This window comes from Pseudoalteromonas sp. BZK2 (assembly GCF_014349195.1).
Taxonomy (GTDB): domain Bacteria; phylum Pseudomonadota; class Gammaproteobacteria; order Enterobacterales; family Alteromonadaceae; genus Pseudoalteromonas; species Pseudoalteromonas simplex.
Genome location: NZ_JACSOG010000001.1, coordinates 157,997 through 173,949, shown reverse-complemented (window position 1 = coordinate 173,949; position 15,953 = coordinate 157,997). Strand labels below are relative to the sequence as shown.

Below are 15,953 nucleotides of genomic sequence, written 5' to 3'. Positions count from 1 at the left end.
TTCGTGTAACTAGGGAGCTAGGTTGAACTTTCTGCGCCAATTTCACAACATCGTATCTGATCAAAATACTGACTTCTCAGAGAAAATAACAGAGTTACTAAAATTTGGTCTAGATGTATTTAATCTTGATTTTGCGATAATTAGTCGTGTAGAAAATAATGTTTACACGGTCATACACGTAATTGCTCCAGATGATGCAATTGCTGTTGGTACTCAGTTTGAACTATCGGGTACGTATTGCACCCATACGCTCACAGCGAATAAAGCGATATCTTTTCATCAAGCCTCTAAAAGTACTATTGCAGAGCATCCTTGTTATCTGAATTTCAAACTTGAATCTTATATTGGCGCACCTATTTTTGTAGGTAATAAAGTCTTTGGTACTCTTAACTTTTCTGCACCGCAAGCTTCACCGCCTTTTAATGATGATGCCCATGATTATGTTGAGCTTTTTGCGCAATGGCTTGGAAATGAGTTTGCACGAAATTCAGCATCAAAAAAATTAATAAAAAAGAACTCTATGCTTGCTCAAGTTGAGAAAGTTGCGAAGATTGGTTCATGGGAGTTAGATCTTGCATCAAATCGCCTTTATTGGAGTAAACAAACAAAAGCGATCCATGAGGTGCCAGAAGATTTTACTCCCTTACTTGATAATGCCATAGAATATTACAAAAAAGGGCCAAGTAGGGATGCCATTGAGCTTGCTGTGAAAGAAGCTATTGAAGATGGAAAACAGTGGAATATCGAAATTGAATTGATCACAGCGAAAGGTAAACCTATATGGGTATCCACTTTTGGTGAACCTGAATTCAAAAACGGAAAGTGCGTAAGATTAATAGGTACATTTCAAGATATTACTAAATCGGTATTATTGCGAGAAGAACTTAAAAAGCAAAAGGCAGACGCAGAACGCACCTTAGAAGATCGTAGTATTTTACTTGCAAAAATAAGTCATGAATTACGTACTCCGTTGAATGGTATAACTGGCATGTTGACGACTTTGCTTTATGAGAAATCTGAGCAAAAGCGTGAAGAGAAGTTGAAAGTTGCGCTTCGTAGCGCCGATATATTGCTTAATATTATTAATGAAGTTCTCGATTTTTCGAAAATTAACCATGGAGAGCTGAAACTAGAGCCATGTCATTTCTTGTTAAAGACAATTTTTGTTGACCTTGCTTCGTTATATTTACCGCTATACCAAGAAAAGAACTTAAATTTTGAAGTTGATATTGATATCAGTGATAAGTGCTGGACTTACTGTGATAACACGCGGATCACCCAAATAGTGTCTAACTTGTTAAGCAACGCATTAAAATTTACTGAGCAAGGTGATATTAAATTGCGCGCTGTCGCACAGCAACAAGGTGATGATGTGCTTCTAAATCTGCGGGTAAGTGATAGTGGTGTCGGCATGTCAGAATCTTTTATGAAGTCACTATTCTCTCCCTTTACACAAGAAGTAAACAAAGAGCGTAAAAAAGGTGGTACAGGACTTGGCCTTGCAATAGTTAAGGAACTTATTGACTACATGGGCGGCTCTATTAAAGTTACTAGCGAATACGGCAAAGGAAGTTGTTTTGATATTCAATTAACTTTAAAAAGGGGAGTAGCTCAGACGTCTGACCTTATTACTGCCGCAAATATTGACTTTTCAACCTTGCCATTGTCGATACTTGTTGTTGATGATAATCAAATTAATCGTTTTGTTCTAAAAGCCCATTTAGAAAAGTTAGGTTTAACTGCCGATTATGCATGCGATGGTATTGATGCGATAAATAAGTGCAAACAAAATAACTACAATCTAATATTTATGGATTGTGTAATGCCTGAAATGGATGGTATTGAAGCAACTAGTATTTTAAGAGAAGAGCTAATTTGCCCGGTACATAAAACTTACATAGTTGCTTTGACAGCTAATACTTCAGCCGATGATAAGGCTGCATGTAAGCGAGCTGGTATGGACTTGTTTGTTTCTAAACCTGTTAAAAATACAGCCATAGAACAAGCTATTATTTCAGCAAAAGAGCACTTATTTATGTAATGTTTTTTCTAATTAACCTCACTAAATGGCTCTCGATCAGAGTCCAATAAAAAAGGGTTATCAAATTGATAACCCTTTTTCGTAAGCTTAGTTTGAGATTAAACTAACTTTGCTAATATATCATTAAATGTAGAGCTTGGGCGCATCGCTTTGAATGCTAACTCATCATTTGGTTGGAAGTAACCACCAACACTCATAGCAGGACCTTGTGCATCGTTTAACTCAGCAACGATTTGGTCTTTTTGAGACTCAAGATCAGCAGCAATTTGCGTGAACTGTGCTTTTAATTCCGCGTCATCATTTTGTGCAGCAAGTTCTTGTGCCCAGAATAATGAAAGGAAGAAGTGCGAACCACGGTTATCAATCTCTTTCACTTTACGTGAAGGTGATTTGTTTTCCGCTAGGAAAGTACCTGTCGCTTTATCAAGCGTATCAGCAAGTACTTGCGCTTTCTTATTACCAGCATTAACTGCTAAGTGCTCTAAAGAAGCCGCTAGTGCTAAGAATTCACCTAATGAATCCCAACGTAAGTGGTTTTCTTTTTCGAATTGTTGAACGTGCTTAGGCGCAGAACCACCGGCACCTGTTTCGAATAAACCACCACCATTCATAAGTGGTACGATTGAAAGCATTTTAGCACTTGTACCAAGCTCAAGGATTGGGAATAAATCAGTTAGGTAGTCACGTAGTACGTTACCAGTTACTGAAATAGTGTCTTTACCTTCTTTGATGCGCTCTAAAGAAAATTTAGTTGCTTCAACAGGTGCTAAAATGTGGATTTCAAGACCATCAGTATCGTGGTTTGGCAGATACGCGTTTACTTTTTTGATTAACTCAGCATCGTGAGCACGGTTTTCGTCTAACCAGAAAACTGCTGGCGTGCTCGTTGCGCGAGCACGGTTAACAGCAAGTTTAACCCAATCTTGAATTGGTGCATCTTTAACCTGACACATACGCCAGATATCGCCTTGCTCAACAGCATGCTCAAGTAAAGTTGTACCAGCTGTGTCTACAACACGGATTGTACCAGCTGCTGCTACTTCGAACGTTTTGTCATGTGAACCGTACTCTTCAGCTTTTTGAGCCATAAGACCAACGTTAGGTACGCTACCCATAGTAGTTGGATCGAATGCACCGTTTTCTTTACAGAAATCGATAGTTGCTTGGTAAACACCTGAGTAACAACGATCTGGAATGACAAAGCTCGTGTCTTGTAATTTACCTTCGCTATTCCACATTTGGCCGCTAGAACGGATTGCAGCAGGCATTGATGCATCGATGATCACATCACTTGGTACGTGAAGGTTCGTGATACCACGGTCAGAATCAACCATTGCAATAGCAGGGTTGTTGTCGTATACCGCTTGGATATCCGCTTCGATTTCAGCTTTTTTAGCTGCATCTAGGCTTTCAATTTTTGAGAATACATCACCAAAGCCGTTGTTTACGTCAACATCTAGCTCTTTGAAAAGATCAGCGTGTTTTGTGAAAACGTCTTTGAAGAAAACTTTTACAGCGTGACCGAAGATGATTGGGTCAGACACTTTCATCATCGTTGCTTTCATATGTAATGAGAACAACACGCCTTTGTCTTTTGCTGCTTGAATTTCTTTTGCAAGGAAAGCTTGAAGCTTAGCAGCACTCATTCGCGAAGCGTCAATTACTTCACCTGCTAGTAATGGTGTGCTTGCTTTAAGAACTGTGATATCACCATTTTCAGCAACATGCTCGATACGTACGTCAGTTGCTTGTGCAACAGTGACTGATTGCTCTGAACCGAAGAAGTCACCGTCTTCCATGCTAGCAACGTAAGACTTTGAATCTTTGCTCCATGCGCCCATTGAGTGTGGATTGTTACGCGCATATTCTTTTACTGAACCAGGAGCACGACGGTCAGAGTTACCTTCACGAAGTACAGGGTTTACAGCAGAACCTTTGATTTTGTCGTAAGTTGCTTTAACTTTCTTTTCTTCATCAGTTTTTGGCTCTGAAGGGTAGTCAGGTAGTGCGTAACCTTTTTCTTGTAACTCTTTGATTACTGCACGTAGCTGAGGGATAGAAGCACTGATATTAGGTAGTTTGATAATGTTAGCTTCAGGTGTTTTAGCCATTTCACCTAATTCTGCAAGTGCATCATCAATACGTTGATCTTCAGTTAAGTACTCAGGGAAGTTTGCAATTACACGACCCGCTAATGAAATATCGCGAGTTTCAACTTCAACACCAGCAGCGTTTGTATACGCTTGGATGATTGGTAACAATGAATACGTCGCAAGAGCTGGCGCTTCATCTGTTTTAGTATAGATAATTTTTGATGTCATCATCATTCCTAGATAGTTGGCGTAATGTTTGGTAATGACTGCTAACAGTAACCCTTAATTAGCCATATTCAACAATGCAAAAGATAGCTTTGAATTACCAAGCTTTAGGTACCTTGATAAAACAACAGCAAGCAGTCTGTTAGCTGTTGCCACTCAATACAAAGTATTAAAATAACCACAGCTGACAGACTGTAAAATTCTTATAGCTCAAATAAGCAAATCATGAAATTAGCCAAAAGCCTTACGTCAAAATGACGAAAAAGCTAAATTTAAGCAACAAGAGTGTAACAAGCTTGGCTCTAAAGGGCTAATAACAATTAATCAATTGGGGTAAACAAATGGAATTTCAAGGTAAGTGTAAGGATAAATTTTAGTGGAAGAGTAAGCGAGGAACTTAACAAGGTCGCTCGCTTGATACTCGAATAGGTTTTACCTAAGAGATTTCATCGTTAGGCGCAATATTCGTTGCGTGTAACCCTTTTGGACCTTGTTGCAATTCGAATGTTACATCTTGACCAGCTTTAAGTGTTTTATAACCGTCCATTACAATCGTTGAGTAATGAGCGAAGATATCAGTCTCGCTGCCGTCTTCTACGATGAAGCCAAAACCTTTGGCATTGTTGAACCATTTGACTTTTCCACAAGCCATACTTCTACATCCTTCTATAAGTTGACTAATTTAGTTATTCTAAACCGTGTAATTTGCTAGACTGACTAATGATTAATCAATCTATATTTGACTGTAGTTTATTTAGCCAGTCAGTCAAGTGTTTTAGACTATTTTTTAACAATTTATTTATTTTTTATTCAAGTTTGCTTGAGTTCTAAAGACAAGACTATATTTAATTATGAGTGGCATGAAAGATTCTGGTGTTATTGAAACGGTTCGCGATAGTGAAAAGCAAAAATTGCAACCACCGCGAAAATATAAGGTCATTTTAAATAATGATGATTACACGCCTATGGACTTTGTGATAGAAGTACTAATGACGTTTTTTAATATGGATAGCGATAGAGCAACAGATGTGATGCTTCAAGTTCATCATAATGGTAAAGCGATATGCGGTGTTTACAGCGCTGATGTAGCTCATACCAAAGCTGAACAAGTTAATCGTTACGCACGAGACAACGAGCATCCACTGCTATGTAGTTGTGAGCAGGAATAAATACCAAGGTAGGGTGAACTAATTAGCCCGTCACAACGGTATATAAATATTATCTCAGTAAGGGGTTGCCAATGCTAAACAAAGACTTAGAACTAACCTTAAATGCGGCGTTTCGCGAAGCGAGAACACGTCGTCATGAATTTATGACCGTCGAGCATCTTTTACTTGCACTGCTCGATAACCCTTCTGCTGGGGAAGCGCTTAACGCCTGCGGCGTAGATATGGGCGCATTAAAAGTCGAATTATCAGATTTTATTGACGAAACAACACCGGTTATTCCTGATCTTGAGGAAGACAGAGAAACACAACCGACGTTAGGTTTTCAGCGTGTATTACAGCGCGCTGTATTTCACGTGCAGTCATCAGGCAAAAACGAAGTTACTGGCGTGAATGTGCTAGTGGCAATTTTTTCTGAACAAGAGAGCCAAGCAGTTTATTTACTTAAAAAATCAGATGTTAATCGTTTGGATATTGTTAACTTTATTTCGCATGGTATTTCTAAAACAGATGACGACATTGGCGGTGAAGATCACGATGACATTCATGAAGAAGTGCAAGAAGTGCAAGGTGAAGAGCCAACTAAGCTTGAAAACTTCACGACCAACCTGAATCAACAGGCCATTGATGGCAATATTGACCCATTAGTGGGCCGCGACAACGAAGTTGAACGCACAGTACAAGTGTTATGTCGTCGTAAGAAAAATAACCCGCTATTGGTTGGTGAAGCAGGGGTGGGTAAAACAGCCATAGCTGAAGGCCTAGCTTATCGTATTGTAAACAAAGAAGTACCTGAAGTGATTGCCGATGCAGTGGTCTACTCACTCGACATGGGCGCGTTATTAGCGGGTACTAAATACCGTGGCGACTTCGAAAAACGTTTCAAATCGCTACTTAAAGAGTTACAGGCTAAACCAGGTTCAATTTTATTTATTGATGAAATTCATACCATCATTGGCGCCGGTGCAGCATCGGGCGGGGTAATGGATGCATCGAACCTAATCAAACCGCTACTTTCAAGTGGTAAACTGCGCTGCATGGGCTCGACTACTTATAATGAGTTCAAGAATATCTTTGAAAAAGACCGTGCGCTAGTACGTCGTTTCCAAAAAATTGATGTGCTTGAACCAAGTGTGGCTGATACCACGAAGATTCTTAACGGCTTAAAAGAGCGTTACGAAGAGCACCATGGTATTCGTTACACACAAAAAGCATTGAAAGCAGCTGCAGAACTTAGTGCTAAATACATAAATGAACGTCACTTACCAGACAAGGCTATTGATGTTATTGATGAGGCTGGTGCTAATCAACGTTTACAGCCAGTTTCTAAACGTAAGAAAACAATTGGCGTGGCTGATATCGAGCTAATTGTATCTAAGATGGCGCGTATCCCTCAGCAAAGCGTTTCGTCAAGCGATAAAGAAACACTTAAAAACCTTGATCGTAACCTGAAGATGCTAGTGTTTGGTCAAGACCAATCAATCGATGCGTTGACTTCAGCAATTCGCTTATCACGCTCAGGTCTTGCTAACGAAGATAAACCAGTGGGTTCGTTCTTATTTGCAGGCCCAACAGGAGTTGGTAAAACAGAAGTTACTAAGCAGCTTGCTAAGTGTATGGGTGTTGAGTTTATTCGTTTTGATATGTCTGAATATGTTGAACGTCATGCGGTCAGTCGTCTAATTGGTGCACCTCCTGGCTATGTAGGTTTTGAGCAAGGTGGTTTATTAACTGAAGCGGTAATTAAAAATCCGCATGCAGTTGTACTACTAGACGAAATTGAAAAAGCACATTCAGATATTTACAACATTCTACTGCAAGTAATGGACCACGGTACACTTACTGATAATAACGGTCGTAAAGCCGATTTCAGAAATGTAGTATTGGTGATGACGACGAATGCGGGTGTTCAAGAGACTGTACGTAAGTCAATTGGCTTTACTGAGCAAGACCATTCTCATGATGCGATGAGTGAAATCAACAAAGTGTTTTCACCTGAGTTTAGAAACCGTTTAGATAACATCATTTGGTTTAATCACCTTGAGAAAGAGATTATCTTGCAAGTGGTTGATAAGTTCATTGTTGAGTTACAAGCGCAACTTGATAAGAAGTCGGTTAATCTTGAGCTTACATCCAAAGCAAGAGAGTGGTTGGCAGATAAAGGCTACGATAAAGCAATGGGGGCACGTCCGATGGCACGTGTTATCCAAGATGAGCTTAAAAAGCCGCTGGCAAATGCAATCTTGTTTGGTGAGCTAGCCGATGGTGGTTCAGTCAAGGTTTCGGTTAAGGACAAGAAAATCCACTTTGACTTTGAGACTAGCTTAGAAACGGCTTAATTTATCAAGCTGAAACAAAAAGCCCAGCAATTGCTGGGCTTTTTGTTTATTAAATGGAATTAAAACTAAGTTAGTTTGAACACCATTTAACAAACGCTTTTAGCTCTTTGTAATAAACACACCTGCTCATTCAAAGCAGCAAAAAGCTAAATCTCTCGTTAACGCACTAACTTAGCGAGCACGGAATACGATGCGACCTTTCGATAAATCGTAAGGAGTCATTTCTACGGTTACTTTGTCACCAGTTAAGATGCGGATGTAGTTTTTGCGCATTTTACCAGAGATATGAGCCACAACAACGTGACCATTTTCTAGCTCAACTCGGAACATTGTATTTGGTAAAGTATCAAGGACCGTACCTTGCATTTCGATTACGTCTTCTTTCGCCATGTTTAGCGTAACACCTCTTTAATAGTTAAACGCTGCAGATTTTGCCGAAAATACTGCAATAAGTAAAGCTACAGGGCTCAATTTTGTAAATTAAATCGCCAACCACTCGTCGCCAATGTGCTTTTGTGCAGGCAAAAATTGGGTTTTATATTTCATTTTAGTGCATTCGTCGATTTGGTAGCCTAAATAGACAAATTGTTTTGCTTGTTGTTTTGCAAATTTAATTTGTTCCATGATCATGATGCTACCGATACTGTATTGCTCATAGTCGGGATCAAAAAAGGTATAAATCGCTGATAGGGCATTGGTCATACAGTCGGTTACCGCAACGGCAACTAACTTATCGCCATCTCTTAACTCTATAAATGTGACGGGTAGCCACTGGCAAAACAAAAAGCTTTCGTACTGACTTTGGTCAGGCGGAAACATTGAACCATCTTGATGTCTTTGCGTGATGTATTTGCAATATAACGGGTAGTATTCTGCGCGTTCGTACTCACTATAACTGACCGTGAAAACCTTATTTGCTTTATTTAATTTGCGCTTTTGCGATTTTGAAGGAGTAAATTGTTGGGCTAAAACGCGCACTGAATTACAGGCATTACAAATAGGGCAATGTGGACGATAGATTTGGTCGCCACTGCGTCTAAAGCCTAATGCTAATAATTGTTCAAATTTATCAGGGCAATAACAACTCGGATCAAGTATAACAAGTAGTTGTTCCTGACGGTCGGGTAAATAACTGCAATCAAATTGCTGGCTTAAACCAAGCCTAGCGGGTAAGTGCTCAGTCATAAATATTAATCAACTCTTGTGGTTGCCACATATCTTTTTTAGGCACATAACTGTGTGCTAATTTAAGTCTAGTTAAAAATTCCTCGCGTGGGATAACTTTTGCACCTAAAGTGATTAAATAAGGGTTTTCTAGTTGGCAATCAATAAAATGGGCTTGATGTTTGTTAAGCCAATTAACTAATGCCCACATCGCCAGTTTCGAACCATTACTGACTTGATGGAACATTGATTCACCACAAAAAATACCGTTTTGCATAATGCCATAGAGGCCAGCTACCAGTTCATCTTCATGCCAAATCTCAAGACTGTGTGCTAACCCCTGATGGTGCGCTTCAATATAGGCATGCATCATTTGCTCTGTGATCCAGGTACCCTCTGCATCGATACGTTGCTCACGGCAAGCATTGATAACATGGGGAAATGCGTGATTAATGGTGACACGCACAGGAAAACGCTTTAAATGCTTTTTTAAGCTGCGACTAATATGAAATTCATTTAGCTCAATAACACCACGCATGCTCGGTGACCACCACATGATAGGTTCATAGTCACTAAACCAAGGAAAAATACCGGTGTTGTAGGCATTTTTAATGCGCTCAACTGATAAATCACCGCCAATTGCCAACAGGCCATCGGGCTCATCAAGGGCGAGTTCTGGGTCTGGAAAATCAACAGTCTCGGTCGAGAGTTGGTACAGTTGCTTGATCATATCAGCTTGTCGTTGTTCTTTGTTCTGATTTTAACAAAATTTTAGCTATAAAAAAGGGGCTGTTTTACAACAGCCCCCAGTATTTAGTGCTTTAGATCAACTAATTTATAGGTTATCTAAAAAGCGTTCAGCATCCAGTGCAGCCATACAGCCAGTACCTGCTGATGTGATTGCTTGGCGATAAATGTGATCAGACACGTCACCTGCAGCAAATACACCTGGTACACTTGTTTGTGTTGCGTTACCGTTTAAACCAGATTGAACAACTAAATAGCCGTCTTTCATTTCTAGCTGGCCTTCAAACATGTCAGTGTTTGGCTTGTGGCCAATTGCAATGAATACACCGGCAAGATCTAAGTTTTCTGTTTCTTCAGAATCAGTTGCTTTAATACGGATGCCAGTAACGCCCATTTCATCACCAAGCACTTCATCTAATGTGCGGTTGTAATGTAAAACAACGTTACCGTTTTCAGCTTTTTCTTTTAAACGATCAGCTAAGATCTTCTCACTGCGGAAGCTGTCACGACGGTGGATAACGTGAACTTCATCAGCAATATTTGATAAGTAAAGTGCTTCTTCAACAGCAGTGTTACCACCGCCTACAACCGCCACTTTTTGACCACGGTAGAAGAAACCATCACAGGTTGCGCAAGCAGAAACACCACGACCTTGGAAGTTAGTTTCTGACTCTAAACCTAAGTATTTAGCTGACGCGCCAGTTGCAATAATTAATGCATCACATGTATATGTGCTAGAGTCACCAGTTAAAGTGAAAGGGCGCTTTGAAACATCAACTTTATTAATGTGATCAAAAACGATTTCAGTTTCGAAACGTTCAGCATGCTCTTTCATACGGTCCATTAATGCTGGACCTGTTAAACCGTGTGCATCGCCAGGCCAGTTTTCAACTTCAGTAGTTGTCGTTAATTGACCACCTTGCTGAATACCAGTGATAAGAACAGGGTTAAGGTTAGCACGGGCTGCGTATACCGCTGCCGTGTAGCCCGCAGGGCCAGAACCTAAGATTAATAGTTTACAGTGTTTTGCGTCACTCATGGTTTTTCCTAAAAACGTTTCAATACGATGTCTATGCGCCCGATTCTAAGAAAAACAAGGCGGAAGTAAACAAAAGCCCCGATTATTTTTTTAGTCAAATTGCGAAGCTGTCAAATAATCCTTACTTAATGCAATTTAAACCCCTCTTTTTGTTCATAAAACAGGCTAATTACAAATTGTTCTGTGATCAAAGTACGGTAATTCATGACCAAGCAATTTTTTTTTGGTATGTTTTAGCTAATTTTGATATTAGCTCATGGTATGAGCTAACTAAACTAACAGGCAATTATGGTATTTTGGCAGGAAAAGCCCGCTTTTGGGCTGACTACAGAAGACGTACAGGTCTTAACCAATGCAAAAGAGTATCGCACTGAACTATTGCGTTTAATTGGTTCAGCGAAAAAAAGAATTTATATTACTGCTTTGTATTTGCAAGATGATGAAGCAGGACGAGAAATATTGACTGCGTTACATCAGGCATCACTTGCTAACCCTGAGTTAGAAGTAAAAGTATTGGTTGATTTTCACCGAGCTCAACGTGGTTTAATTGGTGCGGCTAAGTCTGATGGCAATGCCAGCATGTATTGTGATTTTCAAGAGCAGTATCAATCAAATGTGAAAGTACATGGTGTTCCGGTAAAAGCCAAAGAGCTTTTCGGGGTACTGCATTTAAAAGGTTTTGTGATTGACGATACATTATTATACAGCGGCGCAAGCTTAAATAATGTATATCTTCAGCAAGATGACCGTTATCGTTTAGACCGTTACTTCTTAGTTCACCAAGCTGGATTATGTAATTCGGTCATCGAATTTATAGAAACACATCTGTTAAGCTCAGTTGCCGTGCCGCGAATTGATATGCGCCCACTGATACAATTTAATGATATTAAAGTCGCGCAAAAGCAATTGATGCGTGAACTTAAATCTGCAAGTTACGAAAGCGCTGCAGAAGCCAGTGCCGGTGAGTTGGGTGTGCGTTTATTTTTAGGTTTAGGGCGAAGAAGTAATAAGCTGAACCGTTTAATTAAATCGTTATTCGATACCACTGAGCAAGAGCTCGTTCTTTATACCCCTTACTTTAACTTTCCTGCACCATTAATGCGTTCATTACGCCGTTTATTAAAGCAAGGTAAGCAGGTAACTATTGTGGTAGGGGATAAAACTGCCAATGACTTTTATCTGCCGCCAAGTGAGCCGTTTAGTAAGATTGGTGCATTACCTTATTTATACGAAACCATTTTGTATAAATTTTTAAAGTCACAAAAACGCCACATCAGTAATGGCAATTTGAATGTTTACCTTTGGAAGCACGAGAGTAACTCGTTCCACTTGAAGGGGATTTGTTCGGATAAGCGATTACACTTATTAAGTGGGCACAATTTAAATCCACGCGCATGGGGCTTAGATATCGAAAATGGTATTTTAATTGACGACCCTAAGCAGCATATCCTTGAACAAATAGAAAACGAAAAACAAGCTATATTAAAGCACTGTCGACGTTTAACAGGCCCACAAGACTTAGAAACGATGAATGACTATCCTGCGCCGGTTAAAAAGCTATTGGGCCAGGCTAAACGTGTAAAAGTTGATTTTATTATCAAACGCTTTATTTAATCGAAAAATTAAAAAAGCAGCGAAAGCTGCTTTTTTTGTGTCTAGATATTTGTTTCTGGCTTATTTTTGTTGAGCATCTAAAGACTGACCATTAACTTCTTTAGAGTCGTCGCTCATCAAGTATAAATAAGTTGGCATTAAATCTTCGGGTGTTGCTAACTTATCCCTATCTTCACCAGGGTATGCAGATGCACGCATTGATGTGCGGGTAGCGCCAGGATTGATACAGTTTACGCGAATATTGGTTTTACCCACTTCACAAGCCCACGTTTGCATCATGCCCTCTACAGCAAACTTTGAGATAGCATACGCACCCCAGTGTTCGCGGCCTTGGCGACCCACCCCAGATGAAGTAAAAATAACAGATGCACTGTCAGATTTTCGAAGCAGAGGGAACATAAATTTAGTGATCATAGCTTGTGCAGTTACATTCACTTTCATGATGTTTTCAAATGTTGATACACAGAAGTGCTCAAGTGGACCTAATGAACCTAAAATACCTGCATTATTAAGTAAGCCGTCTAACTTACCGAACTGCATTTCGATGGTTGCAGCTAAGTCACGGTAGTTTTGCTTTGTGGCACCTTTTAAATCCATTGGCACAATAGCCGGTTGTGGATAGCCAGCGTTTACAATTTCATCGTAAACACATTCAAGCTTATTGGTTGTTTTTCCAAGTAAAATAACAGTGGCACCATGCTTAGCATAAGTTAGTGCGGCAACACGACCAATGCCGTCACCAGCACCTGTTATTAAAATTACTTTGTCTTTTAGCGCATTCTCTGCGGCTTCATAAGTATGCATAAACGTACCATCGATTGAGTTTTTTGCTATTTTACCATAGCAAAAAGCCAAGTTATCGAATTTATTGCAAATTAAGGTGGCGAAAATTGAAACTTTACGTTAAGTTTAACTGGTCTAATGTCTCATTAATAACCTAATTACATTAAATTAACTTAGAATGAAGGTAGTAGAACCACTACTTTTAACTTTGAACACACAATAACAATAAGATTTGCGCGGAGCGAAATTATGAAAAAACTGCTACTCTCACTAGCCATTGCGTCAGCCATTACTGGCTGTGGTGGAGGAGAAACATTAGAAGATGTAAAAAATGATAATCCTCCTGTTCTCCCAACCGCGACAGTAAAATTTGACCCAGCAAATAGTGTTATCTCAGTGCCGAATGATTTACTTATGAGTGGTACGCTTGATGGTACTTTAAATATGCCGGGTGAATTAGACGACGACAATGTTAGTGTTGACCGTGCGGCCTATGCTGATCCACAACTTGCACTTGGTGCGCTTGATGGTTGGTCTACGCAAACTCCGTTTAAAATTGACTTAACTTTTCCTTCGGGTATCTCTCTTGATATGACATCTGCTGCTTCACCAGGCGCTGTGCGTATTTTTGAAGTTGTTATGGGTGCAAGCCAAACAGACGAAACCTGTTCACAAGTACCAGCTGGTATCGCTTGTAAATTAGTGTCTGAACTTACTTTCGGTGTTGACTTTATCACACAAGGTTCTGGTGATGCGGTTGCTGTGATCCCACTTAAGCCATTTAAAGCTGGCAGCACTTACATTAATGTTTTGACAACGTCATTAATGGACTCAGAAGGGCGCTCAATTGAGCCTTCTTCAACTTATGCACTCGTGAGCGAAGAAGCAACACTTATTACCGACTCACAAAAGTCACTTCAAGCGGTTATCAATAGCTATGAAAACGCAGTGACATCAGGTGGTGCAATCACAAAAGATGAAATCATTTACTCAGCAGCGATGACAATGCAATCAGCAGGTCAAGTGCTTGGAACAGTTAAGCAGCTTCTTGCTGCAAGTTTAACCCAAGATGCACTACCGACGCCTATGGTGCAAATTCCTGATCAACCCGTTATTACCGTTGAGCAAGTATTTGCATCACAAGGTATTACTGGTGTGTCACCTGTGTTTGGTGGTGTGCAGTATCAAAAAGGTAGCGTCATGTTACCTATGTATCTAGCAACGCCGACGGGTACAAGTGTAGGTGACTTAGATGCAACCTATTGGCAAGGTTTGTGCGACAGTGGGGTTGCTGTGCTAGGTTATGCAGCCGCAGCAGGTGATTCATTCCCAACAGACCCTATTAGCGAAACTGATGGCCTGTGTATTGCGTTAAGTGAAGGCAAGTTACGTGATTTAGGTTTAGACCAAACTAAACATTTAACTAAGTACAACACAATTCCAAAAACACAAAGTATTGCTAATGTGCCAGTACAAATTACTAAACCAATTTTACCTGTAATTAATGCAGTGCGAGCTCAGCTCGGCTTAGACGCATTGAGCATGCCTGAGACAGGCTGGCCTGTTGTTATCCTTCAGCACGGCATTACTTCTAAAAAAGAAGATATGTTAGCCATTACTGCACAATTAACACTGCAAGGCTTTGCAACAGCTGCAATCGATCATCCTATGCATGGTGAGCGTGGTGTAGATGTAGATGGCGACGGTACTGACGACTTTAATGCCTCTACTGGTTCTGTATTAAGCTATATGAACTTACAGTCATTATTAGTAGCCCGTGATAGCTTACGTCAATCAGTTGCTGATTTACTTGGTTTACGTTTGGGTCTTAACTTTACCGGTGCTGCTGATTTAAATGCGCAAGATGTATCATTCTTAGGTCATTCATTAGGCTCGGTAGTTGCCCCAGCATTTGTTGCTGTTACTAATGCACCGCTAGCTGACCAAGTTGATCCAATGTTCAACGTTAAAAGCGTAGCACTTGCCAGTGGCGGCGGTGGTATCGCAAGCTTCTTAATTGAGTCAAATACATTTGGCCCATTTGTTCAAGGCTCTGTATTACTTGCAGCCGGTACAGCTGAATCTGCTGAGTTTGGTGCTTATGCTCAAAATGAAGCGTTATCAAATTGTGGCGTGCTATTACCAGACCAAACTAAATTTGTCACATGTGCTTATAAAGAGTACGTTGGTTCACTAACAGTGGCAGGCGAAACAGAAAAGCTAGCAAACATTCAAAGTGTGGTGACTCAATTTGCTTTTGCTGCACAAACAGCACTTGATAGTGGCGACCCGTCAAATTATGCAGTCTCTGTTGCAGCGCTTGGCACGCCAGTGTACATGAGTGTAGTGGTTGGCGATGGTGCTAACAACAATGCTGATATGGTTATTCCACCAATGGTGGCGAGCAACCCAATTGCTGGTAGCTTACCTCTTGCTAACCTAATGGGCTTATCAACTGTTGCAGAAACTCAAGGCCCGACTGCTGATGCAATGAGCTATGTGGTTAAATTCACGAAAGGCCATCACAGCTCTGTATTATCACCTGCAGCGACAGAAGATTCAGGTGCTACTGCTGAGGAAAGTGCAGCAGCAACAACAGAAATGCAATTACAAATCGCGACTTTCTTAGCAAGTCGTGGGCAGTATCTTCAAGTTACAAACACAGAAGTTGTTACTGAATAATTAAATGCTATTAATTACGTAATAACCAATTAAGTAAAAAGCCACATCATGTGGCTTTTT

At 40.2% G+C, this 15,953-nt stretch carries 12 protein-coding genes; 5 read left to right on the top strand and 7 right to left on the bottom strand.

Going from position 1 to position 15,953, the window contains the following annotated elements:
* The first annotated feature begins 22 nt into the window (after positions 1 to 22).
* On the top strand, positions 23 to 2,041 hold the full coding sequence (locus BIZ38_RS00735) for an ATP-binding protein (RefSeq protein WP_054551472.1): 2,019 nt from the start codon (positions 23 to 25) through the stop codon (positions 2,039 to 2,041).
* A gap of 98 nt (positions 2,042 to 2,139) precedes the next feature.
* On the opposite strand, the gene BIZ38_RS00730 is transcribed toward BIZ38_RS00735, so the two are convergent.
* Together BIZ38_RS00730 and cspD are read right to left on the bottom strand one after the other, a co-directional pair.
* Positions 2,140 to 4,362 carry an NADP-dependent isocitrate dehydrogenase gene (locus BIZ38_RS00730; protein ID WP_138615917.1) on the bottom strand — a complete coding sequence of 741 codons (2,223 nt, stop codon included), beginning with the start codon at positions 4,360 to 4,362 and terminating at the stop codon, positions 2,140 to 2,142.
* 433 nt (positions 4,363 to 4,795) lie between these two features.
* Complete coding sequence (gene cspD / locus BIZ38_RS00725) at positions 4,796 to 5,011, bottom strand: cold shock domain-containing protein CspD (RefSeq protein ID WP_036968098.1); 216 nt, start codon at positions 5,009 to 5,011, stop codon at positions 4,796 to 4,798.
* Positions 5,012 to 5,219: 208 nt separating this feature from the next.
* Here cspD and clpS point away from each other — a divergent pair, with 208 nt between their 5' ends.
* Both clpS and clpA read left to right on the top strand, forming a co-directional pair.
* A complete protein-coding gene (clpS, locus tag BIZ38_RS00720; RefSeq protein ID WP_161804337.1) occupies positions 5,220 to 5,528 on the top strand; it encodes an ATP-dependent Clp protease adapter ClpS in 309 nt (102 codons plus the stop codon).
* A 71-nt stretch (positions 5,529 to 5,599) separates the two neighbouring features.
* Positions 5,600 to 7,864, top strand: coding sequence for an ATP-dependent Clp protease ATP-binding subunit ClpA (gene clpA / locus BIZ38_RS00715; protein ID WP_054561665.1), 2,265 nt, complete (start codon positions 5,600 to 5,602; stop codon positions 7,862 to 7,864).
* A gap of 171 nt (positions 7,865 to 8,035) precedes the next feature.
* Here clpA and infA read toward each other — a convergent pair whose 3' ends face one another.
* The 4 genes from infA to trxB all read right to left on the bottom strand — a co-directional run bounded on the left by infA (position 8,036) and on the right by trxB (position 10,814).
* Positions 8,036 to 8,254, bottom strand: coding sequence for a translation initiation factor IF-1 (gene infA, locus BIZ38_RS00710; RefSeq protein ID WP_002962494.1), 219 nt, complete (start codon positions 8,252 to 8,254; stop codon positions 8,036 to 8,038).
* Positions 8,255 to 8,344: 90 nt separating this feature from the next.
* Positions 8,345 to 9,049: an arginyltransferase gene (locus tag BIZ38_RS00705; protein WP_054551468.1), complete on the bottom strand. Its 705-nt coding sequence runs from the start codon at positions 9,047 to 9,049 to the stop codon at positions 8,345 to 8,347.
* On the bottom strand, positions 9,042 to 9,758 hold the full coding sequence (gene aat / locus BIZ38_RS00700) for a leucyl/phenylalanyl-tRNA--protein transferase (protein WP_187489286.1): 717 nt from the start codon (positions 9,756 to 9,758) through the stop codon (positions 9,042 to 9,044). Before aat ends, BIZ38_RS00705 begins: the two co-directional genes overlap by 8 nt.
* Positions 9,759 to 9,863: 105 nt before the next feature.
* Positions 9,864 to 10,814, bottom strand: coding sequence for a thioredoxin-disulfide reductase (trxB, locus tag BIZ38_RS00695; RefSeq protein ID WP_187489285.1), 951 nt, complete (start codon positions 10,812 to 10,814; stop codon positions 9,864 to 9,866).
* 288 nt (positions 10,815 to 11,102) lie between these two features.
* On the opposite strand from trxB, the gene pssA reads away from it, so the two are divergent.
* Complete coding sequence (pssA, locus tag BIZ38_RS00690; protein ID WP_054551465.1) at positions 11,103 to 12,428, top strand: CDP-diacylglycerol--serine O-phosphatidyltransferase; 1,326 nt, start codon at positions 11,103 to 11,105, stop codon at positions 12,426 to 12,428.
* Positions 12,429 to 12,488: 60 nt separating this feature from the next.
* On the opposite strand, the gene BIZ38_RS00685 is transcribed toward pssA, so the two are convergent.
* Positions 12,489 to 13,232, bottom strand: coding sequence for a YciK family oxidoreductase (locus tag BIZ38_RS00685; protein ID WP_054551464.1), 744 nt, complete (start codon positions 13,230 to 13,232; stop codon positions 12,489 to 12,491).
* A gap of 228 nt (positions 13,233 to 13,460) precedes the next feature.
* Here BIZ38_RS00685 and BIZ38_RS00680 point away from each other — a divergent pair, with 228 nt between their 5' ends.
* Positions 13,461 to 15,893, top strand: coding sequence for a VolA/Pla-1 family phospholipase (locus tag BIZ38_RS00680; RefSeq protein ID WP_187489284.1), 2,433 nt, complete (start codon positions 13,461 to 13,463; stop codon positions 15,891 to 15,893).
* The last annotated feature ends 60 nt before the right edge of the window (positions 15,894 to 15,953 follow it).

Bases quoted from the DNA above. Each gene is read 5' to 3' on its own strand.
- BIZ38_RS00730 (WP_138615917.1), bottom strand. From the start codon at position 4,362: ATGACATCAAAAATTATCTATACTAAAACAGATGAAGCGCCAGCTCTT.
- cspD (WP_036968098.1), bottom strand. From the start codon at position 5,011: ATGGCTTGTGGAAAAGTCAAATGGTTCAACAATGCCAAAGGTTTTGGC.
- clpS (WP_161804337.1), top strand. From the start codon at position 5,220: ATGAAAGATTCTGGTGTTATTGAAACGGTTCGCGATAGTGAAAAGCAA.
- clpA (WP_054561665.1), top strand. From the start codon at position 5,600: ATGCTAAACAAAGACTTAGAACTAACCTTAAATGCGGCGTTTCGCGAA.
- infA (WP_002962494.1), bottom strand. From the start codon at position 8,254: ATGGCGAAAGAAGACGTAATCGAAATGCAAGGTACGGTCCTTGATACT.
- BIZ38_RS00705 (WP_054551468.1), bottom strand. From the start codon at position 9,049: ATGACTGAGCACTTACCCGCTAGGCTTGGTTTAAGCCAGCAATTTGAT.
- aat (WP_187489286.1), bottom strand. From the start codon at position 9,758: ATGATCAAGCAACTGTACCAACTCTCGACCGAGACTGTTGATTTTCCA.
- trxB (WP_187489285.1), bottom strand. From the start codon at position 10,814: ATGAGTGACGCAAAACACTGTAAACTATTAATCTTAGGTTCTGGCCCT.
- pssA (WP_054551465.1), top strand. From the start codon at position 11,103: ATGGTATTTTGGCAGGAAAAGCCCGCTTTTGGGCTGACTACAGAAGAC.
- BIZ38_RS00685 (WP_054551464.1), bottom strand. From the start codon at position 13,232: ATGCATACTTATGAAGCCGCAGAGAATGCGCTAAAAGACAAAGTAATT.
- BIZ38_RS00680 (WP_187489284.1), top strand. From the start codon at position 13,461: ATGAAAAAACTGCTACTCTCACTAGCCATTGCGTCAGCCATTACTGGC.